This window comes from Enterococcus sp. LJL98 (genome assembly GCF_054871745.1).
This window is the reverse complement of record NZ_JBTXLU010000001.1, coordinates 186,622-210,688: the sequence shown is the minus strand read 5'-3', so window position 1 is coordinate 210,688 and position 24,067 is coordinate 186,622. Positions and strand designations below refer to the sequence as shown.

The following is a 24,067-nucleotide window of genomic DNA, read 5'->3' as shown; positions in this document are numbered from 1 at the left end:
CTTATTCGCCACTTTCTAGCCAATTTTGCCATTCATTTTTTAGTTTTTCAAGTGCTTTTCCACGGTGACTGATTTTGTTTTTTTGCTCACTAGATAATTCTGCCGCCGTTTTTTCTAACCCGTCCACTATAAACAAGGGATCATAACCAAAACCACCCTCACCACGAGGAATACGACCAATTCGACCGTGCCACTCATCTTCGACAACGAGACTTTTTTTCTTTGGTGCTGCAAAAACTAAAGTACAATGAAATTGTGCCCCACGTTTTTCGTCAGGGACATCCGTCAATTCATAAAGTAGTTTGGCATTATTTGAAGCATCGCTTTTACTTTCACCAGCAAAACGAGCAGAATAAATCCCTGGTAATCCCCCCAAGGCATCCACCTTGAGACCCGAATCGTCGGCCAAGACCGGACATTGTAAAAGATTGGCAATTGTTTCTGCTTTTAAACGGGCATTTTCTTCAAAAGTTTTTCCAGTTTCTTTGACATCTGGTAAATCAGGATAATCTCTGAGCGTTTTAATATGATAGCCCGCTTCTGCAAACATCGCTTCAAACTCTCTGGCTTTCCCTAAATTTCCTGTAGCAATCATAATCATCTTATCTTGTTGGGAAAGTTCTGTTTTTTGAGTATATAAGGCTTCTTTTTGTTTCACAATCAATGCTTGAATCGCTGTTTTTCCTAAGAGCAGCATTTGGTTTAGTTCTTCTCCATCAAAAGTGGCTTCCTCACCAGTTCCTTGAATTTCAACAAAACGTCCCGCTTCTGTCATCACGAGGTTCATGTCCACATTTGCTTGACTGTCTTCTTCATAATCCAAGTCAACCACACAAGTCCCATCCGCCAAAATTCCTACGCTGATGGCTGCAAGGTGTTCTTTCATTGGATCTTCTGCTAGCTCATTGCTTTGCAATAATTTGTCGACTGCTAAACGTAAAGCGACAAACGCACCTGTAATACTTGCTGTCCGCGTCCCTCCGTCGGCTTGTACAACATCACAGTCCACAATAATGCTTTTTTCGCCTAGTAATTCAAGATCAACGACAGAACGCAAGGCACGTCCAATGAGGCGTTGAATTTCCATCGTCCGCCCACTTAGTTTCCCTTTACTGGACTCCCGACGATTACGAGTATTGGTGGCACGAGGTAACATGCTATATTCTGCAGTGACCCAGCCCGTTCCGCTACCTTTTAAAAATGGCGGGACCGAAGCTTCGACCGTTGCGGAACAAATCACTTCGGTATCTCCAAAAGAAATCACAACGGATCCTTCAGGCTGTTTGTATACATGGGTATTGATTGTAATCTCTCTTAATTGTTGCGAACTTCTACCATCATGTCTCATCTATTCGTCTCCTAATTGAATTTGTTTGGATTGGATGTTAGGGCCTGCCAACCATTCATTGGCAATTTCATCAAATAATTTTGTTGACCCTGTTGTGTAGCAAGTTAACTGTCCGACTTCTTTGGCATATAAATTACTAATGCCAAAATAATCAAGTAACATACTCACTTCGGTAATGGTTTCTGCCCCAGAATCAATCAAGTAAACCTGTGACCCCATCACATTTTGAATAATCGGTCGTAAAAGAGGATAATGTGTACAACCTAAAATTAATGTGTCGATTTTTTTATTTTGTAACACTCCAAGTGTTTCAGCAACCACTTTTTTTGCAATCGGCGACTGCGATTGATTGCTTTCGACCAAGGGAACAAATTTTGGACAAGCCAAACTAAAAACTTCAACGCTTGCAACTCGGCTTTTCAAAGCCTCTTCATATGAACGACTATTAACCGTGCCAACTGTACCAATGACTCCAATTCGCTGATTTTTCGAAGCCTTGATTGCCCCTCTCGTTCCTGGCAAAATCACACCGACAACTGGGATATCAAGCGTTCGGCTAATTTCGTCTAATGCCACAGCAGTCGCAGTGTTACAAGCAATCACCAGCATTTTTATTTTTTTTTCCAACAAAAAACGCGTCATTTGCCATGTATATTCAATGACTTGTTCGACGGGTCTTGGCCCGTAAGGACACCGAGCTGTATCCCCAAGGTAAATCATCTGTTCATTCGGGAGTTGTTTCATGGCTTCCTTGATGACGGTAAGACCACCTACCCCAGAATCAATAAAACCAATTGGTTGTGTATTTTTCATAAAAAACTTCCTTTATCTTTCATCACACTACCTTGTTATTGTCCCCTTTTTTTGACTTTTTTTCAAGAGGTAGTGCTTATTCTTTAAATAGATTTTATTCTTCGTTTTTTTGGAAATTTTAAATAAATTTTCCGACACCAATTGTTTATTTCCTTTAAAAAAGGTAAGATGATACATAGAATACAAAAGAAAAGGTGAATTCTTTGAATACAATTTTAACTGGCGATCGCCCTACTGGCCAACTACACTTCGGGCATTATGTAGGTTCTTTAAAAACACGAGTGGAGATGCAGGCCGATCCAAACAATGAACTTTTTGTCATGGTGGCCGATATGCAAGCTTTGACAGATAATGCCAAGAATCCAGAAAAAGTGGCAGCAAATATTTTAGAAGTGGCTTTGGATTATTTAGCGGTTGGATTAGATCCGTCTAAAACAACAATGTTTATCCAATCCCAAATTCCTCAACTTGCGGAATTAACCATGTATTATTTAAATCTTGTCAGCGTCGCTCGCGTTCGTCGAAATCCGACCGTGAAGACTGAGATTGAACAAAAAAACTTTGGTGAAGGCGTCCCAGCAGGCTTCTTCATCTATCCTGTCTCGCAAGCTGCGGATATTACCGCATTTAAAGCAAATCTAGTTCCAGTTGGCGAAGACCAAAAACCAATGCTTGAACAAGCACAAGAAATTGTTCATAGTTTTAACTCCGTCTATCAAACAGATGTTTTAGTCAATCCAAAAGCTGTCTTACCTCCTAAAGGGCTTGGGCGTTTACCTGGGATTGATGGAAACGGCAAGATGAGCAAATCTTTAGGAAATGGCATTTACCTCGCTGACCCGGCAGATGTTTTGCAAAAGAAAGTCATGAGTATGTATACTGATCCAAATCATATTCGTGTCGATGACCCAGGTCAAGTTGAGGGGAATATGGTGTTCACCTACTTAGATGTTTTCGGAACAGACAAAGCATATATCGAAGAATTAAAAGCGCACTACCGCCGTGGTGGCTTGGGCGATGTCAAAATCAAACGGTATTTAATTGATGTTTTAGAAGCACAATTCGCTCCAATCCGCGCTCGTCGTGAAGAATTTGCGAAAGACCCGGCAGCGGTTATGGAAATTTTACGCCAAGGTAGCCTCAAAGCAGAAAAAGTAGCGGCTGAAACACTGGCAGAAGTGAAACGCGCGATGGGCATCCAGTATTTTTAAGAAAAAATTGAACGGTAAGCTAAGAATCTTTTTCTATTTTGATTCTTAGCTTTTTTCGTAATTACCTCTTTTTTTGGGGTGTCCGATAGCGTATACTATTAAAAGAAAACGCTTTATATAATTGTGAGTAAAGGGGATTTATGATGAAAAAAGTAGCAATGATTCTACTCGATGGTTGCCGATATGATTTAGGAATCGAAAACCTCGGTTATCTGATGCATCTTGTTGAAAAAAAACAGGCGACTCTTTATAAAGTGCAAGGCGAATTACCGAGTGTGTCGAGAGTTTGTTATGAAGTTTTGATGACTGGAACTCCAGCATATGAAAATGGTATCACAAGCAATGCCATTGTTCGACGATCGAAAGAAGAAAGTATTTTTGAACTAGTAAAGCAGGCGGGTGGTACATCAGCTGCCGCAGCCTATTACTGGATTAGCCAACTATATAATGACCCAAACTTTAATTTAGTTCAAGATCGCTTTCAATCGGATTCAGAGCAAAATATCCAACATGGGATCTACTATGATGATGTCTATCCAGATCATTGTCTGTTTTCAGATGGCTTACACTTAGCAAAAAAGTACCAACCTGATTTTTTGTTTCTTTTGCCAATGACTGTTGATGAATATGGTCATAAGTTTACAGGCGATTCTGCAGAGTATCGAGAAAAAATTGGAATGTTGGACAGTATTTTCGCAACTTATCTTCCACTTCTAATCGAAGAAGGTTACGAGATCATCTTGACTTCCGATCATGGAATGGATGAATTTGGGCATCACGGAGGTACCACTTCTACTGTACGTGACGTCCCTTTGTTTGTCATCTCTGACACTCTAAAAAAAAGGGGATCATTCCAGTACTTCTCTCCCACAATTAATGGTTGCACCACTCGTTTGTCAACTGCTAGAGATTCCTGCAGCGAAAAAAATGATACCCGTCCGATTACCTTAAACGGTCTTTATATGATTCATCCTCCCTTTTTCGCTTATCGCAAAACTTCTTGAGTAGCCATTTATTTGCTAAAGGAAAAAAACTATCAGACTTTTTTGCTTGTCTGATAGTTTTTTCTTTTTTCTCATGTATGAGGGTTCATTTTTGGCTCTACGACGAAATTGTGATTCACTTTTGCATAAATTTTTGGATGCTGCCTTAAGTAATCAGAAATCAACTCTGTCATGTCTATTGGGATTTCTTTTATGATTTTCTCTGCTGAAAACATCGCATAATTGCCGCCCCCAACTCCACGGTACTGATTCATTACTACTTGAAGACGATCATTTGGAGCAACTTTTTTTCCTTGATACTCCAGTCGTGTCACACGCTCACCAAAGGGGCGTGTCAAGTCGATGACATAATCAATTCCTTCGTACATATCGTAATTATAGTATTGCGGTTTTGGTTCAATGTATTGTGGATTAAACACAATCGTATCCTTGTCGATGAGAAAGTAAGTGGCTGTTTGCTCAAGAGCCGCTTTTAAATCGGCTCCAGATATTTCCAGCACACAAAGCGTATTCGGATAAATATAATTGGTTAAGACATCTCGCATCGTAATTGTCGCAGCAAAACCTTGCCCATCATTATTAAACAAAGAAGTCAGCGAAATGTCGGCACCACTTGCTGCCATTTGTACGTGATTAATAAACTCAATATAAGGATGTTCTGCTAAGCGAGCCGCATTGGGATCAGTAATCGTCATCTCTCCAATCACTTCTCCTAAAGTTTGGTCCAACCACTCCTCAACTTCTTCACTAAGTGGCATCATTTGTTCCAGCACTGCCCTATCGAGTGGAACTTCCGCCATTGAATGAAGCAGCGCCTCACTTTTTATGACTTTTACTTGCTTTGCTGATTTCTCCAAAGTTAAACGGATTTCTCCTAAAAAGGCTCCTCGAAAGCCAGGTTGGATGACGGGCACGCCGTGAATTTTCGTTGCAATTTCTCGATGTTGATGCCCAGTAATCAATGCATCGATTCCCGGTACTTCTTGTAAGAGCGCATAGGCTTCGTTTTCACCGGTTAATGCTTCGGTTGGTTCACCGGTCATTAAATCTCGTTCAAACCCACCGTGATAAGCCACAAGTACAACATCGGCCTTTTCACGAAGTAGCGGGACATAGGTCTTAGCTGTTTCGACAATACTTTCAAAAGTTAAATCACGAATGGTTTCAGGTTGTTCCCAGTGAGGAATATAACAAGTAACTAAACCTAAAACAGCAATCTTTATCCCCGCTTTCTCCAAAATTGTATAGGGTTGCCCAAAAGCGACTTCTCCTGCTTTATTTAAGATATTCGCTGCTAAGACTGGATGTTGATAACTGGCGATGGCTGATTCCAAATAATCAAGACCATAATTAAATTCGTGATTCCCAAGGACACTCACATCATATTTCAAGCGATTTAATACGTCAATGATTGTTTTCGCTCCATATTCTTCTTTTTTTCGAACGTAGTAACTTAAGGGCGAGCCTTGAATAAAGTCCCCATTCTCGATTTTAATGACAGGTCCTTTTTTTTCAGCCTCAATTTCTTTCATTTTTGTTGCAATCCGTGCGACACCAAAGGGGAGATCCATCTTCCGCTCGGTAAAATTCGTTGGTAAAAGATAACCATGCAAGTCGCTAGTCGCTAAAATACTAATTTCCATTTCTTCCTCCTAACGAAAAAGGAGCAAGTGTTGAAAAATTCCCCACCTACTCCTTTTTATCAAAATTATTGGTTAAATGCACTTTCTAAGACGGGTGCAGATTCTTCAATTAGTGTATCTAAATCTTTTGTTGGGTTTGCTAAAATGTTTTCCATAATGACGCGGATTTCACTGTAAGCCGCATCGCCATTTTCAATGACTGGAATGGAGAATAATTCTTTCGTTGCTTCTGCAAGTGACAGGGGCACGCGCATACCAGAATTTTTGTATTCCTCACTCTCAACCACGGATTCAACAATTGGCATATAACCTGTCGCAATCGCCCAGTTCAGTTGTGATTCCGGTGTTGCTAAGAATTTCATTAATAAATAGGCTGCCGTGCGTTGCTCTGCGGTCGCGCTATCAAATACGTATAAATCAGTTCCTTGTTGTAAGTTAATTGCTTCTGGACGATTCACTGCATTGTATTCAAATTTGCCTGCAGTATCATTCGAAGTATATCCTTCACCGGCCGTTGAACCGATATAAATTGCTAATTGTTCATTTGCAAATGGTCCAGACAAGTATTTATCAGAACCTGCGATGCGGAAATATCCTTCTTTGACCCCTTCAAAGTAATAATTAATTAACTCTTTTGATTCATCACTTGCCAAATCCATCTCAGGGCTGATCTCTACGCCACGGTTTTTCATCCCGATTGCATAGTAGTTGTTTAACGAGTCAAAACCGGCACCAACAACTTTCCCATTCGATTTTTCATAAATTGTTTTCGATACTTCTTTTAGCTCTTCAAAGTTTGTCGGTACCTCAACATCATATTCTTCAAACATATCGACATTGTAAAATAACATTTCTGTTGATTTATTAAATGGTATTCCGACTTGTTTTCCTTCAATTTTCGCCCCGTCCATTAATGACGGAATAATCGCTTCTTGGTCCCCCCAACCAATGGTTTCATCGTCAATATAAGTATCTAAATCGACTAACATGCCATCAAGTGAAGCATCTCTTAACCAACCTGGATAAGCTTGAGTTAATGTTGGCAAATCTTTTGGTGAAGGTAATGTTGAATTGATTTTTGCTTGTAAGTCTGGGTAAGAAGACTGATTTTGCAATTCCACTTTAATTTTTGGGTTTTCTTCCATAAAAAGATTAGTTAAACGCGTTAGCTCTTCTTCTTGTGCACCATTCATCGCGTGCCAAAAAGTAATACTTGTTTCTTCGGTAATTTCCGTAACAATCTCTTTACTTGCCCCTTGATCCCCAGTTCCTGATCCTTTGTCTCCTCCTGCACACGCACCTAGCGCGAACGCAGATGCTAAAACGAATGATGTTGTTGCAAAACGTTTGAACTTCATTTTTCCCTCTCCTTATATCCTTTTTTATAAAACAATTTGTTCGCCTCGTTCAGGCAATATTCTTTCACCATACGGATTCTCCAACTTTTCCGGTCGAAGGGTATGGATAGGAACCAATAATTTCGGTTCAATCAATGCAATGATTCGATTTAAATCATCTGGAAATGCATGTCCTGAACATGCTAGCCGAACGAATTCGATTTCGTTGTCTGCTAGCGCTTGTAAAAAGATTGCATACTTAGGGTCAAAGTCACCTAAAGGTTGGGCGTCGCTATGGATATAAAGACCACCCTGTGGTAACTCTTCATATTTATCCACAACTTGCCAAATATAAGTCGTGCGGTCGGCCAATAATGTTTCATAAGAAACTTCAAGTGCCGGATCTAATGACGCTATTTGTTGTGATGGATCAAGATAATAATAAGGCACTGCTTGACCTAAAATTTCTAAAATCAAAGCAGCCATCTGAGCCTCAAGAACAACGGTTCGTGGGGAGGCCTCAATTATTTTTTCAAAACGTTTCACATTCGCTGGATAGCCGTTAAACGTTAATGAGCGCTCTGGATTTTCAGACACGAGTTTGACAAAATATTGCACCAAATCCGCTTCGCTAAGTACCTTTAATTGCTCTACTTCACCCTCACGCTCTGGAAAACTTACGCTAACCCCTTCAATCATCAAGACGTCGGTTTCTTTTGCTAAGGCACAAAAAGCGAGCGAGTCTTCCACATTGTGCCCATGTAAGCGCAAATCTCCCGTATAAGTAATCAACTGGTCTGGTGTCCGAATCAGTAAGGCAGCAGCACCATAAGCATCATGATCGACTGGCACAATTTCAACAGAGATTTCTCCGACTTGAATCACATCATGTGCATGTAAACCAATCATCTCCCGCGTAAAGTCTTTCGCTTCAAAAGGGGAAGGGATTAAAAAGTCCCCTGTTTGGTTTAAAGTATTCAAAATGGCTTTTGATTCTTTCATCGTGTACAAGGGAATGTTGGGATCTAAATAGTTAATCATTCTAGAATGGTCTAAATGAACGTGAGATAAAAAGACTGCTGTATGTGAATACTCTTTTGTCTCTTCTCCTTGATAGGTATAACCTAAACGTGGATCATAAAGCCCCTTTAATTCAGGAACTAAACGGTTGGCTAATAAAGTATCTAAGTCATCATCAGGTAAATCCAGCTCTGGTCTAAATTCTGTACCGAAATCGAAAAAAAGATGCGCATCTTTATATGCCACTTCAATCACCGTGCCACCGATTGTTAAAATACCACTGTGAAAAGTGATCGTTGTTTTATCCTTTAATGCCATTTTTTGCCACTCCTCGAATAATTTCTTTTCTAAAGACTAAATAAATAATTAAAATCGGGATGACCGTCAATGTTGCTGCAGCCATTTGTAGATGGACGTCACTTCCGGCTTCTGTTGTAAAGGCTGAAAGTCCGTTATTCAAAAGTCGATACTTTTTATCATTTGTTACGAGTAATGGCCATAAGAAAGAGTTCCAACTTGAAATAAATGTCAAAATGCCTACTGTTACTAAAGCGGGTTTTGACATCGGGATTAGAATACGCCATATGTATTCCAAATCCGTCGCTCCATCAATTTTCGCTGCCCTATAATACGTTGCTGGAATGCTTTTTAAGTAGCCAAACAAATAATAAATATAAAAGATACTGGTTAAAAAAGGAATAATTAAAGCGGAATAAGAATTCAATAACCCTAACCTCAAAATCGTGTGATAGTTCGTAAAAATAATGGATTCATAAGGGACCATTAATAAAGAAATCATTACTAACAAAATCAGGTTTTTATGCTTGAATTCTAAGCTTGTCAGTGCAAAGGCGGCCAAAATAGCTGTCACAACGGTCGCAATCGTTGTCACCGTTGAAACAAAAACAGTGTTAAAGAAATAACGAATAAACGGTGCTTTCGTAAAGACAGTTAAAAAGTTTTCCCACTGGAATTTTTCTGGCACCATTGTTGGAGGAATACTCGTCGCTTCGCTATAAGTCATTAATCCTGATAAAATCATGTAAATAAAAGGAAAAAGCGTGAGGATCGCCATAAATATTAAAAAGAGAAACGAAAAGCTTGTCATTATTTTTTTCATCTTAATTCCCTACTTTCTTTAAAAGTTTATTTTGCAAGAAAGTAACGACTAAAATTAGTAAGAAGAGCACAACCGTCGCAGCCATGGCGATACCTGGCCGACCTGAAATATGGAACTTATCATAAATATAATAAACGGCGGTCGTGGCACTATTGGCAATCCCTGCTTGGCCACCAAATAAGGCATACACTTGTGTGTAAACTTTAAAAGCGCTAATTAAATTAACAGTTAATAAAAAAGTGATGGTTGGGATTAATTGCGGAAAAATAATTCGATGGAAAACCTCCCAATCGGTAGCACCAAACATTTTCGCAATTTTAAAATGCTCATCATCTATATTACGTAACCCTGCAAGTAAAATAATTATATTAAAAGCCAAACTCGTCCAAATCCCAAATAAAATCAGTGTAATCATACTCATATCGACAGAATCTAACCAATTAACTGCCGGGATACCAACCAATCCCAAGAGATAATTGACAATTCCGTAAGATCCGTTAAAAAAGTAACGAAAGACAATCCCAATCGCGATGGTACTTGTTACATAAGGCATAAAGAAAATTGTTTCAAAAAAAGATTTATGTTTGACTTTTTCAAAGATGATCCAAGCAATCCCTAGAGAAAGGATTAAGGAAATCGGTACGGTTCCAAATGCGAAAAGAGCTGTGTTTTTGAGCGCTCGAAAAAACAAAGGATCTGAGAGTACCTTTTGATAGTTCGTTAAGCCGCCGAACTCTTGCCGAATCAACGTTCCCGTTTGGAAACTCATATAAAAGGAACGGAATAAAGGATAGATACTGAATACAAGAATAATCGCTAAAGATGGGAACAGAAATAGCCAGGCTTTGCGTTCATTCTCTGGATTATAATTTTTCTTCATCATTAGTAGACTCTTTCTCCATTTTCTTTAAAGATAAACAATTTGTGATGAGCGAAGTCAAAGTGACAGAGATCCTGTTCTTCAATCACTTCCTCCACGCTGACGATTGATTTCATGGAAACACGCCCTAAATCAAAATTTAAAATACGCTCTCGACCGATCAGTTCCACGGTTTGGATGTTTGTTGAGAATAAGCTCGAAGCTTCAGCAACCGGCAAGACATCTTCGGGACGGACGCCTAAGAAATAGTTGCCGTCAGTTAAAAGGGATTGGAATCGGCTTTTTTCGAAGGAATCTAATGGAATTTTCCAGGAATCATAGCAGACGGCTCCTTCTTTCACTTCAACAGGCAACAAATTTATAATCGGGTTTCCTATAAACTGTGCGACAAACAAATTTTCTGGCTCCAAATACAGATTTTGTGGCTCATCATTTTGTTGGATGACGCCTTCATTGAGCAAAATAATCTTATCGCTAATCGAAAGGGCTTCCTCTTGATCATGCGTAACAAAAATCGTCGTGATTCCGACCTCTTTGACTAATTTTCGGATTTCTTCTCGAATTTTCAAGCGTAAACGTGCATCTAGGTTACTCAAGGGTTCATCTAGTAAAAGAACTTCTGGTTTTTGAACAAGTGCTCGTGTAATCGCTACTCGTTGCTGTTGACCACCTGAAAGCGTTCCTGGCTTCTTTTGACTTAAATCGGCAATATTTGTAAGTTGCATATATTCTTCTGCAATTTTTTTTGCTTCCTCTTTTGCCATCTTATTTTTTCCAACCGTTAACGGAAACATAATGTTTTCGATAACAGTCATATGTGGATATAACGCATAGTTTTGAAAGACGAAACCAATGTTTCGGTCTTTGGGTTCTGTTTTAACAACTGAATCCCCTTGAAACTGAATGTCACCTCCCGTAGGCGCAAGCAGCCCAGCAATTAAGTTCAAAATCGTCGATTTCCCACAACCGCTTGGACCAAGCAAACAAACGAGGTCCCCTTTTTCAATGGTAAAGTTAACTGCCTTTAAAGCCTCAAAGCCATTATCGAAAACTTTATTTAAGTCGATAACATCAATCATTAAATAACCCTCCAAATAAATTTCTTCATTTCACCTCTTAGTTTAACATTACCTACATAAAAAAATGATAAGAATTTTATGAAAATACAACTTTTTATTTAATCAAATTCTAAATATGTCCGTTATGCTTCGTTTTTCCTTCTCAAAAAGTCATTGTCATTACTAGAAAAAACGGGAATTTTTTTCGCTTCTAAAAAAGGAATACCCCAAATTAAGGTATTCCTATCTGCTTTTTTATCTTATTACTGCACCTAGATCTTCCACTAATCGTTTCGTTATTTTTTCCATCGCCAGATTAATTTCTTCATCTGTTAGTGTTGCTTCTGGATTCGCAAAGGTTAAGCTGTAAGCAAGGGATTGATAGCCAGCTTCAATGCTATCTCCTTGATAGACGTCAAAGATGGTCACGTCTCTTAGATATTTCCCTGCTGATGCTTCAATTGTTTCAACAATTGCTTGGTGTGTGACTGTTTCTTTGACTAGTAAGGCAATGTCACGAGAAACACTTGGGAAGCGGCTGACTTGTTCATAAACAAAGTGACGCTCTTGGTTAAGAATCGTCTCTAAATTAAGCTCTGCGACATAGGTTTCTGGAATGTCATAAGCTTTGGCTGTTGTTGGATGGACTTGTCCAAGGAAGCCAATACATTCTTCACCTAAATGAATCGTTGCCGTTCTTCCTGGGTGCATTTCCTTCATCTCAGTCGTTGCTTGATACGTAATTTGATCAGTTAATGATAAGCTTTCAAATAAGTGATCCACTGCCCCTTTCAAGTGGAAGTAATCGACACGTTCTGCTTTTCCTTGCCAATCTTTTCTTGTCCACTCACCAGATAAAGCAATGGCTAAATGATTTTCTTCCACTGGTAATTGGTTTCTTTCTTCGCTTGCTTGATGGAAAACATTGCCAATTTCGTAAAAAGCAATTTGTTGGTTTTTACGAGCCACGTTATAAGCCACATCATCCAGTAGTCCGCTGACTAAGTTCATACGTAATACGCTGCGGTCTTCGGTCATTGGCCAGTCTAAACGAGTAGGTAAGCTTTCACCTAACATAAATTCAGCGGCTTTGGCTTCCGTTGTTAAAGCGTAACTGATGGCTTCGTTTAAGCCGATTCCTTCTAACAAACTACGTATTTTACGAGTCATTTGTTGGCTCTTTGTTAAGGCACCTGCCACAGTTTCGCCACTTGGCAAGGTTGATGGTAAGTTGTTGTAACCATAAATACGAGCGACTTCTTCAATGATGTCTGCTTCAATCCGAATGTCCCAACGTCTTGGCGGAATCGTTACGGTATATAACCCATTGTTCATTGACGCTGTGAAACCTAGTGTCGCAAAAATTTCATCTACAATCGCCTCGGTTAAATCTGTTCCTAAGTAGTTGTTGATACGCTCTAAGGTAATTTGAACGTCAACCGCTTCAGCAGTGACTTCCGCCCCCACAACTGCACCTGTTAGGACTTCCCCTCCAGCTAGCTTGGCAATCATTGCTGCTGCAACGTCACAAGCTTGACCAATCGTTGCTTTGTTGATACCTTTTTCAAATCGTGCAGAAGCTTCACTACGTAAGTTGAATTGTTTGGATGTCCGACGAATAGAAAGTGCATCAAACATCGCTGCTTCTAGAGCAATCGTTGTCGTTGTTTCGATAACTTCTGAATCCAGTCCACCCATGACACCGGCTAAAGCAATTGGTACTTGACCGTTTGTAATCACCGTGTTTTCTGGTGTTACGCTACGTGTTTCCCCATCCAAAGTCACAAATTCTTCTTTGTCTTTCCCGCGACGCACGACAATTTCCTGACTGCCTAAACGGTCATAATCAAAAGCGTGTAAGGGTTGTCCGAATAAGATTAAGATGTAGTTCGTTACGTCGACTACGTTGTTAATTGGACGGATACCGGCGTTCATTAAACGGTTTTGCAACCATTGTGGACTTGGTGCCACTTTCACATTTTCAATCACACGGATCTGATAAGCCGGTGTGTCTTTTTTATCTTCCACAGTGACTTTTATTTTATCTTTTGCCAAACGTGACACTTCAATTAGTGCTTCATCATTGAATTTTGGTTCTTGACGATAAATTGCTCCGACTTCATAAGCCACCCCGCGCATACTTAAAGCATCGGCCCGGTTTGGTGTAATCGATAATTCAATAATGGAATCGTCCATTTCTAGATATGGGAAAACTTCTTCCCCTGGAACCGCTTCTTCTGGCAAGTATTGAATCCCTTCCGCGTACTCTTTTGGAATCACAGAGTCACTGTAGCCAATTTCTTCTAAAGAACAAATCATCCCGTTTGAAACTTGACCACGGATTTTGCCTTTTTTGATTTTCGTATTGCCAACAATGCGAGCCCCTGGTAAAGCAACAATCACTTTAATCCCTGCTTTCACATTTGGCGCGCCACAAACAACTTGCGACAATTCCTCTTCACCGATGTTTACTTGACAAATGTGTAAGTGGTCGGAATCTGGATGGTCCACACAGTCCACGACTTCCCCAACGATGATTTTCTTTAAGCCTTCTGCGGGTACTTCAATCCCCTCGACTTCGATTCCAGTAATCGACATCGTATCTCCCAATTCCTTTGGAGAAATTTTTGATAAATCTAAATACTCATTTAACCATTTATATGAAACTAACATGTTTTATTATTCCCCCTTAAATTGATGAATGAAGCGGATATCATTGTGATAAAAGTTACGAATGTCATTCACACCATAGCGTAACATTGCGATACGGTCCGGACCTAAACCAAAGGCAAAGCCAGAATAAATACTTGAATCAATGCCTGACATTTCGAGGACGTTTGGATGAACCATGCCTGCGCCTAAAATCTCAATCCAGCCGGTTTGTTTACAAACGTTACAACCTTCGCCACCACATTTAAAACAGCTGACGTCCACTTCCACAGAAGGTTCGGTGAAGGGGAAGTAACTCGGACGTAAACGGATTTCACGTTCGGCACCAAACATTTCTTGCATTAACACTTCTAAGGTACCTTTCAGATCACCCATGGTCACATTTTTATCAATCACTAAGCCCTCGATTTGGTGGAACTGATGACTATGTGTCGCATCATCTGTATCACGACGGAAAACTTTCCCTGGTGAAACCATGCGTAATGGGCCTTTTGAAAAATCATGTTGCTCCATGGTACGTGCTTGAACAGGTGAGGTATGGGTACGCAATAAGATCTCTTCTGAAATATAGAAAGTGTCTTGCATATCCCGAGCTGGATGATCTTTTGGTAAATTCATCCGTTCGAAATTGTAGTGGTCTTTTTCCACTTCATAGCCTTCAATGACTTGGTAACCCATCCCAACAAAAATATCTTCAATTTCTTCCATAATTTGGGTTAGAATGTGACGTGTTCCAACAGGCATTTGTTTGCCTGATAAGGTCACGTCTATGCGTTCTTTTGCCAATGCAGCATCCAGTGCGGCTGCTTCTAAGGTTGTTTTTCTTGCTTCTAGACTTTCTGATAATAAATCGCGAATTTCGTTCGCAAAGCTTCCCACTTTTGGACGTTCTTCCGCAGAAAGGTCTTTCATCCCACGTAACACTTCCGTGATTGGCCCCTTTTTCCCTAATGTTTCCACGCGAATTTGATTTAATGCCGCTAAATCACTAACTGCTTCAATTTTCGCTAAAGTTTCCTCTTTTAATGCTTCTAATTTTGCTTGTAAAGACATGGAATTCCTCCTTAATAAATGGTCATAGAAAAATAAGTCTTAAAAAAGAGAATAAAAAAACGAGAATCCGCCTCCTTATATCAAGGAACGAATTCTCGTGTTACCATCCTAATTCACAGTTCAAATAAACTATGCACTTTCTTTCTTAACGATTACTAGAAATAACCGGCTTATGACTAAGCAAGCTCCGGAAGTGAACTTCATTTTTCGAATTCTTACTCTGTTTTCAGTCTATGACAGAGCTCCCTAACAAGAATCAACCAAACTACTCTTTTCCATCGAGGCTTTTTTTCTATTGAATTACTGCTAGTGTACTAGACTTAACCTAAGAAATCAATAGGGAAGTTCCTTCTCAAACATTGGTAGAATTTTTCTTGCCTGTAAAGCAATTAAGAAGGTTTGTTTGACCGGCTTATTTAAAGCTTCTTCTAGCGCTTCTTTATAAAGACGCAACTGTCCTTGATACCGAGCTTTAAAGGCGGATATATCCTCTTTTATCGTATCCGTTTTAAAGTCATATAAGAGAATGCCATCGTCATATTCCAAATAACCATCAATCATTCCATGGACAAGAAGTTCCGCGCCTTTTTCTTCAAAATCAAGATAAACGTCACGTGCATCTTTGATCATCGAAAAAGGCTGTTCGCGTTTGACTTTGGCTGAATTTGTTAAAATCTCTTTACCTAAATCGGTCTCAAAGAACCAAAGAATATTTTCCAAGGGTATACTTTCTGCCAACTCTTTTGGTAGTTGATGATTGGCCACAAGCATCTTTACTCGTTCTTGCAAGTCGTTTAAGGTTGGCTTTTTTGTCAATGGCAAAAGCTGTAACAAGGTATGCGTCGCACTACCAATTGCCGCACCGTCCACCTTTTTTTCTTGCATAAAACGTGGTTGTGAAAGGCGTTCACTCACATAACGGTATTGTTCACGTTGACTTTGTTCAAGCGTACTTTCCCAAACCAGTTTGGAAATTTCTTTTTCGTCAGGGTCATTATAGAGTCTTTTCATTTCAGATACACTTTGATAACTCGTGGTCATCGTTGATTTTTCGAAGGGATATTTGAACTCTAATAAGTCAAAAATAGAGGCTAAATCATCCGTTTCGTTTAAAATCGGAGCCGTCGATGTTGTTGGAACGTCTGCTAAGGCTTGTGTTAACGTCTGAATCCGTTCTTCATTCCACCAATCGACAGAAAAAGTCGTCTCTTGATCATGAATGCTTTTTAAAGGCTCGAGTGGTTCGTCAAAAAACGCAGCCATGTGCGGATGACGCATCAAACTCATACCTACCCACTTCATTAAATCGCCACTTGGGGTATAGCGCAAGGGTTGACCTAAAAGCAAAGCACGTTCCTCTAGCGCGGCGCTCCATTTTTTATAGGCATCGGCTTGGTTTTTGTAAGAGCCCACGAGATAGAGTTTTTGCTCTGCTCGGGTAAGCGCAACATATAATTTTCGCATTTCTTCCGATAATGATTTTTCCATTCGCAATCGACGAAGGACCTGATAAGGGAGTGTATCATAACGAATCCGATCATTATCGACATATTGAATCCCCGCACCAAGCGACTCCTCTAAGACGAAACGACCACTCAAATCTTGATTGTTGAAGCGTTTATTCATATCTAGTAAGAAAACAACTGGAAATTCTAAGCCTTTACTTCCATGAATCGTCATGAGTTTGACTGCATCTTCCACCGAGTGAACCATGGGTTGCGCGAGGTCCTTTTCTTTTTCTTGAATTTTCTCAATAAAACGAATAAATTGATACAATCCACGGAAACTACTAGATTCATAGGCTTCTCCACGATTGACAAGAGCAATCAGATTCGCGTAACGTTGACGGCCTGACGGCAACCCAACAACATAATCCAGATAGGCTGTTTCTTCATAAATTTGCCATAATAAATCAGCAATCGACTGACGACGAGCCATCTCACGCCAACGGTTAAGCTGTGCGGAAAAATCGCGTAGCTTCCGACCCAGCGGGCTTTGTTCCTCTAAAGCAAGTAAAAACGCCTCATAATAACTACAATTCTTATCCGCCAATCGAATCGCAACGAGCTCGTTTTCGTTTAGTCCAACAATCGGCGAGCGAAGTACAGCTGCTAACGGAATATCTTGATAGGGATTATCGATGATTTGTAATAAAGCAATCATCGTTTGAATTTCGGTTGCTTGGAAATAATTTTGGGCATCGCTCATTTCTAGTGGAATTTGAAATTTTTGAAAGATGTCCAAAATCGTTAAATTATTTTTCCGTGTTGGTGTTAAGAGTACGATGTCACGATACGATACTGGCCGTTCCTCTTGTAACTTTTTGTCATAAATTAAGAATTTCGAATCAATTAATTCACGAATTTTTAGGGCTACGACATGTAGCTCGCCTTCGGTCTTATCCTCTAAGTCAAACTCGACCAGAACCGGATCAACTTCCGAAGTTTCTTCTCCTTCTTTTTCATAAATTAATAATTCTGGGGCAAATGTTTCGCGTTCGGGAAAGTTGGGAAAACCAGGAATAAGTTTCGCTGCTTCATCATAAGGAATTTGGCCTAACGATTCATCCATCAATTGTTGGAAAATATAATTCGTAAAGTGTAGGACTTCTGGTCGAGAGCGGAAATTTTCTGCTAAAATAATCCGGCGTCCCCCCAACTCCTTTTCATAAGCCATATATTTTTCAATGAATAACGTTGGATCAGCCAAACGAAAAGCATAGATTGATTGCTTTACATCTCCGACCATAAATTGATTGCCATTTTTCTCCTCGTTCCTTCGAACCCACGATAAAATTGCTTCTTGAAGTCGATTCACATCTTGATATTCATCAACTAAGACTTCTTTGAATTGTTGGCGATAGTACGTCGAGGCTTCGCTTCCATTTTGCTCTTCCCCACGTAAAATTTGTAAGGCATAATGTTCTAAATCATTAAACTCTAAGACTGCTTTTTCGATTTTTCGTTGCTGTAAATTTGCCATAAAGGTCCGTGTGACTTGCGCCATCTCTTCAACAATCGGTCTAGAAGCAGCCATCAGCTCTAAGATTTGAGCAGGAGGAAAAGGAAACCCTTCTTGTATCTCGACCAGCATCGCTTTTATAGCATCACGCTGGCCTTTGATTGGTGCTGAGACTTCTTTTAATTCTTCCTTACGATAAGTTGGAAAACGAGCAAAAGACAGCTGGGACAACTCCTCATAAAATCCATCTAAGTCATCGGATTCGATGCATTGCAGCAATTGGATAACTTGAGTTTGTTCGTCAGTTAACAACACCGCAAGCTTTTCAAAAGCCTTTTGGTCGCCCACTTGATCCAATCCTTGTTGCAATTGATTTCGAGCATGCTGTAATTGTTGGATAAAAGTTGGCTTCATTCGTTCTTTATATAAGGGATTTTGGCTTAAATCGCCCTCACTTTGGTATTGTTTTGCTAATGTTTGTAGCCATTCTTCGGGATTAGGATTCGCTTGTGCAAAGCGATGGAGGGAAAAGATAACATCCGTCAACCCTTCATCTGAACGATCACTGGAAAAGTTCTCGGTCAAACGATAAAAGATTTCTGATTGGGCTGCGTATTGTTCATCGCGTAATTCTTCCCAAATTTCTTCTTTAAGCAACAACCGCTCTGTCTCATCCGTCATCAAGCGAAACACCGGATCAATGCCAATTAAATAATAGTAGCGCCTAATCACCGCTAAACAAAACGAATGCAAGGTTGAAATATGAGCCATCGGCAATAACGTCAGCTGTTTCGAATAATGTTGTCGTTGTTTCGGATCACTTTCTGCATTAACTGCTACTTGTAAAGCGACTTGCAAACGTTCCTTCATTTCCTGAGCGGCTGCATCAGTGAATGTCACAATTAAAAGTTCGTCAATATTCGTGCCACTTTTTAATTTTTCAATCACTCGTCGAACCAAAACAGTCGTTTTCCCTGAACCAGCCGAAGCAGAAATTAACAGATGATCTCCTTCATCAAAAATCGATTGCCATTGGGTATCTGTAAATGTTTCATTTTGTGGTTTTAAAGGAATCTTATTCATTCATTTCTCCTCCTATACGGTCCATAATGTCCGTTTTCTTCAAGTTTTCAATGCGATGGTATTGATTTTCCTTTAACATGACATCAAAGTGACAAACACTTCGAAAAGGACAATACTCACACGCACGTTTCTTATCTTTAACTTTATAGAAAGGATTGAGTGCTACTTCCCCCGATAAAATCCGTTGACCGCCTTGAACTAGTTTTTTCTCATTGTGTTTTCGTAACCATTCAATTTCTTGCTCGGTATAAAAACGCGGATCGGTTTTAGTCGTCTTAGAAATGACAGAATCTTTATTTTTCTTTAGTGGAAAAACGAGTGAACTGCTAGAGGCGTCCATCCCATAATCATAGATTTCAAAAGCCTCCTCATCGTCAACAAATAAACCATCATATTTGAAAGCTTTTAAGCGTTCTTCCTCACTGGCTTTATCTGGTGCAACAAAAGGATTGTGCACATGAAAATAATAGGCTCCGGCTGCCTTCACCGGTTGATTCGCATTCACTTGCTCTGCATCGCGCAAGGCCACATCCAAATACGTAATCAACTGCATCGCTAAGCCAAAGTAAGCTTCGGTCACATCGAACTGACGATTACTGGATTTATAATCGATTACAGAAAGCCAGCGTTGTTGATTGACTTCTGCCACATCGATCCGATCGATTTTCCCACGAACATAAAGCTTACTTTCTGGGTTCAATGCAAGGGTCAAGCCTGGAATGCCCTTTTCCTTTCCAACTTGACCAAATAACACTTCGGTACGTTCAGGACTTAAACGTGTCGATTCACTCTGTTTTTGCAGCGCCCAAGTCACTCGTTGGATTGTTTTGCCTAATTGATAACGAATAAATTGCATCCTCGGCGAAGCATCCAACAAGTGGTATTGGCGCATTCCAAAAATTTCTTGAAGGATCGTATCGACGAATTGCTGCTTGGCTTCTTGTGTTAAACCAACTAAACTTTGTCCTTCTTGTAAAATCAAACGCAAAAACCGATCAAGCGCGTCATGGAAAAATTCGCCTGTCACCATTGGGTTTAACCCATAAATTTCTCGTTCCTTTAAGCGCAAACCAAAACGAGCAAAATATTTGTATTCACACTCATAAAATGTTTCCATCCGCGAAACCGAAGTGTAGATGTCCTGTCCGTAAAGTGATTTCGCTGTTGCACTTGAAAAACGCTGCGGAATATTTTTCTTTTCTTGACTGGCCAAGACTTTTTTGGCGAGCCTTCCTTGGTTCGATTGTAACAGGGCTTCTTGTAAAATTCGCCAATTTTTTGGTAAGGCTTGTTTTTCATCTTGCGCTTGGCGGTGAAGGTTATTGAGTTGTCGAACCAGTCCACGATAGGATCCAACATGATTGCTCACTTGGCTAGCTAAATCTAAACTTGTCCGTTCTTGTTCTTTTACACCCCCCCATTGCAACAGTCGTTTGAGGTAAGGCGAAGGTTGAATGTTTTGTTTTTCATCCTGATTCTTAGCATAAGTCAGATACAATTTTTGACTCGCCGATAAGAACACACTGTAAGCAACAAACGGTTCATTTTGAATAATCGCTTGACTATGATCGCGAATAAACTGCCCTTCTGATAAGTAGGTATTTAAAAACAGCCGTTCATCACTTGAAAGTAAGGTCGTATTTTCGACTTTTCTTGGAAAATTCGCTTCATCTAATCCAATTGCAAAGGTCACTTTACTTTGTAGTGGTCGAGCGAGGTCCAAAGGATTAATTTTAATTTGATCAATGGCCGTTGGGATTTTCCCAAATTGTAAATTCGCGAGACCACTTGTTAACATTTCTTCAAATAAGGTCAATTCAAAAGTATCGTCTCCATAAATCGCAACAAATTGATCCAATAATTCCATTAAGGCATCCCAAGTTTGTTCATGATTTCTAGCCATTTCTAAATGACCGCGTGCGACTTCCTGATTTCTCCAATGGATCAATTGTTCTTCAACACCGATTGCGATTAACCATTCATAAAAAAAAGTCACCGCTTCCGTCATCGTTTGGGCTTGCTTTAATTGCAAGCCGAAAGCAACAATGTCTTGTCGAAAAGCTTGCCGTACTTGATTGGTTTCTTTTGTTAATTGCTGCGTATCTTCAAGCTGATTGGCTTCAAAGTCATAGGCAATCAGCATCCAATCTTTTTCTTTGACCCAAGCATTTCCTTGAAATTGATGGGCAAGCGCAACATTTTCTGTTAAATCAACCGAATGACGAAAAGCATTGCGCGCCATTTCCCAATCTTCTTCGTTTTCTAGCCAGTCTTTTGGCAGATACAGCTCACTACGTAAAAAACGGAAAATATCTTTCAAACGATAATGATAGTTTACTAAAGCGAAAAAACCTTGAATCAATTCAACAAGTGGATGTTGATCCATCTTTTTATTTTCATCGAGATAATAGGGCAAGTCCAGCTCCCTAAAGATGGCTGGAATCAAAGGATAATAAACTTGGGGGTTCAGCGTCAATAATTGGATATCACGATAAGCGAGCGGTTGCGTTATATGTTTCGTTTCCTGCACCATTTTTTTGATTTCCACCGCAATTTGTCTTAATTCTTCTTCTGGAGTTTGTCCTTGCCAAATTTCAACAAAGGCGCCCAGCGATTCATCAGACGAAGACGGTCCTTGGATATGTTCACGCCAAAGTTTTTCAATTTGAAAGTACCCAGGTGCGACGTTTGTCAATTCCTCGCCTTTTTTATCAAAAAAAACAGGAACTTGTGCCACTTGTGCCGTATTTTTTAAGGCATGATACGTTTGTTTCCCTTCATAAAATAAATCAAAGTGATGGTCGGTTTCATTTGGCGTATCGATGAATAAATCGACGCAAAGATGGGATTTTTCCATTAACACCTGCAACAAGGCTTGTTCTTGAGCGGAAAAGTTTGAAAAACCACTGACGACAAAGAGGGTCTTTTCAAGCCGCACACCTGTTTCTGGTGCAGTGGGGTCCAAGTTTTGTAAATAATTGGTTAATAATGGCAAGGGCTGCTCCACTTGAAGTTCCCTCTGGATTAACTCTTCTTGATACGCAGCAAAAATCACTTCTAATTCTTTTAATTTCAGTTGAAAATTTTGTTCCCGATGAGAGGTTGCCTCACTACTCATCGGTAAAAGCGAACTGCCTGCAGCAATATTTCCCAGTTGGAATTCTTGGTATAAATCCAATAATTGACGAATAAAGCCTGTTTGACGAACTTCACTTCGATACAAAACAAGCTGATCCTCTAGTCGATCCAGGACTTTTCGCATCAATAATAATGCCCCTGCATCTGTAATCGGTTCTTTTCCCAATTGGCCAGTCCTTTGCAGAAAATACCACGCTAAGCGATGAAAACTATAAACTTGGCTACGAATCGTACTAAAATGATTCGATAGATTTTTGGCCTTTAAGCTACTTAAAAGTTCCATTTCTCGTTCAAACTTATTATAGTTTGGAACCAAGAAAAAAACTTCCTGGTCAGGTACCGCTAACCATTCGAGCGCCTGATTGATAATTGCCTCGTGGTGATTCGTTTGTCCATCACCGATTATAAATTGTAATGACAAGAGATTCCCTCCTTTTTGATTATGGTAACCATTCTATTTGATTCAGAGGCCAAAAAGAGAGTTTGGCTTCCCCGATGATTTCTTCTTGTTGAATAACACCGAACATCCGACTATCGCGGGAGATTTTCCGATTATCTCCCAAAACGAAATACGCGTTTTCTGGTATCTTTTGTTCCTTGATGTCGCCTGTTAGTTGAGTCTCTTGTGCGAGTGCTTCCATAAGCGCTACTAAAAAAGGCTCTGCAAGTTTTTCTCCTTCAACAAATAATTGATCAGATGTATAGGCAATCGTTTCCCCTGGTAGACCAATTACTCGTTTCACTAAAGGTTTCTTTGTCTGTGGATCATTAAAAATAATGAAATCAAAACGTGCAATCCGCGTATTTTTAACGACTAAGAGACGTTGATTTTCAAATAGATTAGGAACCATCGAGTCTCCTTTGACGACCATTGGAAGCGTGAAACGAAAGAAAAGAAAAAAGCACAGCAGACCCACAACCCAAGGCAGCCATTTTTTCATAAATACTCCAAACATAAAAACCTCCTTTCCCTTTCTTCGATTAGTGTACCATATCTTTCCTTCGATTTTTTACTTCTTAACAGAATGAAAAGAAAGAAAAAAACCTTAAAATCAAAAGTGATTTCAAGGGTTTCTTTCGTATTAGAAAAAGCAAGTCTGATTGACTCGGCCTAATCGAAGATAATATCTATCGTAGTCCCCTTTTTTAAACGTTTGGTTAAAAAAGGCAGTAATTCTTCTAACGAGTGATTCAGTTGAAAGAGAGGGAGACGTAACCCTCTTCGAAAGAAATTAATTTTTATTTCTTGTTTTTTTGCATCGTGTAAAATAACGACACGATCAATTTCTTCATATCTGATTCCTTTATTATCTAAAGAATGTAAGACTAAACGATTCTCGGCTAAACCTCGATGATGAAAGAGGTAAGTTAAGACAATCAGGCTCGAAAAAAGGCCTTGTAGCCATCCATCCCAATTCGTCACGGACAAAGAAGATAAAAAGAGAAAGAGTGCTGCAAAAACTGGTAAAAGAATCATCACTTTCGAGCGTCTTTTACTGACAAAAATTAATTCACGGCGGAGCAAGATAAAATACGTATATAAAATAATCGTAAATAAGCCTAACACTCCTGTAAAAATACTCACAGACACCACTCCTTCTCTCCTAGTTTACCATAGTTTTTTTGCCGATGCTTCAATCCATTCATTCTTTTTAAAGAACAAGTAAAAATGATTTCTAAGTCTCGCTTTCTTTGGTAAAATAAGGATAGAAGAAATACGGTTTTTAG

General features: G+C 39.7%; 16 protein-coding genes. 2 read left to right on the top strand and 14 right to left on the bottom strand.

The genetic code is table 11. From position 1 onward, the window contains the following. Position 1: 1 nt before the first annotated feature. Complete coding sequence (rph, locus tag ACYSNO_RS00920; protein WP_461729183.1) at positions 2–1,348, bottom strand: ribonuclease PH; 1,347 nt, start codon at positions 1,346–1,348, stop codon at positions 2–4. Then, positions 1,349–2,161, bottom strand: a complete 813-nt coding sequence (gene racE, locus ACYSNO_RS00915; protein ID WP_461729182.1) for a glutamate racemase — start codon at positions 2,159–2,161, stop codon at positions 1,349–1,351. A gap of 203 nt (positions 2,162–2,364) precedes the next feature. Here racE and trpS point away from each other — a divergent pair, with 203 nt between their 5' ends. Continuing rightward, positions 2,365–3,372 carry a tryptophan--tRNA ligase gene (gene trpS / locus ACYSNO_RS00910; protein ID WP_461729181.1) on the top strand — a complete coding sequence of 336 codons (1,008 nt, stop codon included), beginning with the start codon at positions 2,365–2,367 and terminating at the stop codon, positions 3,370–3,372. Positions 3,373–3,515: 143 nt separating this feature from the next. Continuing rightward, positions 3,516–4,376, top strand: a complete 861-nt coding sequence (locus ACYSNO_RS00905; RefSeq protein ID WP_461729180.1) for an alkaline phosphatase family protein — start codon at positions 3,516–3,518, stop codon at positions 4,374–4,376. Between the two features lie 71 nt (positions 4,377–4,447). Here ACYSNO_RS00905 and ACYSNO_RS00900 read toward each other — a convergent pair whose 3' ends face one another. The 12 genes from ACYSNO_RS00900 to ACYSNO_RS00845 all read right to left on the bottom strand — a co-directional run bounded on the left by ACYSNO_RS00900 (position 4,448) and on the right by ACYSNO_RS00845 (position 23,924). Beyond that, entirely contained in the window at positions 4,448–6,019 is a 1,572-nt protein-coding gene (locus ACYSNO_RS00900) for a bifunctional metallophosphatase/5'-nucleotidase (RefSeq protein WP_461729179.1), read from the bottom strand. Positions 6,020–6,084: 65 nt separating this feature from the next. Continuing rightward, positions 6,085–7,377 (bottom strand): extracellular solute-binding protein, encoded by a 1,293-nt coding sequence (locus tag ACYSNO_RS00895; protein WP_461729178.1) that lies wholly within the window; start codon positions 7,375–7,377, stop codon positions 6,085–6,087. A 24-nt stretch (positions 7,378–7,401) separates the two neighbouring features. Further along, positions 7,402–8,694 (bottom strand): MBL fold metallo-hydrolase, encoded by a 1,293-nt coding sequence (locus tag ACYSNO_RS00890; protein ID WP_461729177.1) that lies wholly within the window; start codon positions 8,692–8,694, stop codon positions 7,402–7,404. Further along, complete coding sequence (locus ACYSNO_RS00885; protein WP_461729176.1) at positions 8,678–9,496, bottom strand: carbohydrate ABC transporter permease; 819 nt, start codon at positions 9,494–9,496, stop codon at positions 8,678–8,680. Before ACYSNO_RS00885 ends, ACYSNO_RS00890 begins: the two co-directional genes overlap by 17 nt. A gap of 1 nt (position 9,497) precedes the next feature. Further along, on the bottom strand, positions 9,498–10,379 hold the full coding sequence (locus ACYSNO_RS00880) for a carbohydrate ABC transporter permease (RefSeq protein WP_461729175.1): 882 nt from the start codon (positions 10,377–10,379) through the stop codon (positions 9,498–9,500). After that, entirely contained in the window at positions 10,379–11,455 is a 1,077-nt protein-coding gene (locus tag ACYSNO_RS00875) for an ABC transporter ATP-binding protein (protein ID WP_461729174.1), read from the bottom strand. Before ACYSNO_RS00875 ends, ACYSNO_RS00880 begins: the two co-directional genes overlap by 1 nt. A gap of 234 nt (positions 11,456–11,689) precedes the next feature. After that, positions 11,690–14,107 (bottom strand): phenylalanine--tRNA ligase subunit beta, encoded by a 2,418-nt coding sequence (pheT, locus tag ACYSNO_RS00870; RefSeq protein ID WP_461729173.1) that lies wholly within the window; start codon positions 14,105–14,107, stop codon positions 11,690–11,692. A gap of 6 nt (positions 14,108–14,113) precedes the next feature. Continuing rightward, positions 14,114–15,157 (bottom strand): phenylalanine--tRNA ligase subunit alpha, encoded by a 1,044-nt coding sequence (gene pheS, locus ACYSNO_RS00865; protein ID WP_461729172.1) that lies wholly within the window; start codon positions 15,155–15,157, stop codon positions 14,114–14,116. 333 nt (positions 15,158–15,490) lie between these two features. Then, entirely contained in the window at positions 15,491–19,201 is a 3,711-nt protein-coding gene (gene addA / locus ACYSNO_RS00860; RefSeq protein WP_461729171.1) for a helicase-exonuclease AddAB subunit AddA, read from the bottom strand. Beyond that, positions 19,194–22,760 carry a PD-(D/E)XK nuclease family protein gene (locus tag ACYSNO_RS00855; protein ID WP_461729170.1) on the bottom strand — a complete coding sequence of 1,189 codons (3,567 nt, stop codon included), beginning with the start codon at positions 22,758–22,760 and terminating at the stop codon, positions 19,194–19,196. Before ACYSNO_RS00855 ends, addA begins: the two co-directional genes overlap by 8 nt. 19 nt (positions 22,761–22,779) lie before the next feature. Further along, positions 22,780–23,295 (bottom strand): signal peptidase I, encoded by a 516-nt coding sequence (lepB, locus tag ACYSNO_RS00850; RefSeq protein WP_461729169.1) that lies wholly within the window; start codon positions 23,293–23,295, stop codon positions 22,780–22,782. A gap of 155 nt (positions 23,296–23,450) precedes the next feature. After that, positions 23,451–23,924, bottom strand: a complete 474-nt coding sequence (locus tag ACYSNO_RS00845) for a hypothetical protein (RefSeq protein WP_461729168.1) — start codon at positions 23,922–23,924, stop codon at positions 23,451–23,453. Positions 23,925–24,067: the final 143 nt, after the last annotated feature.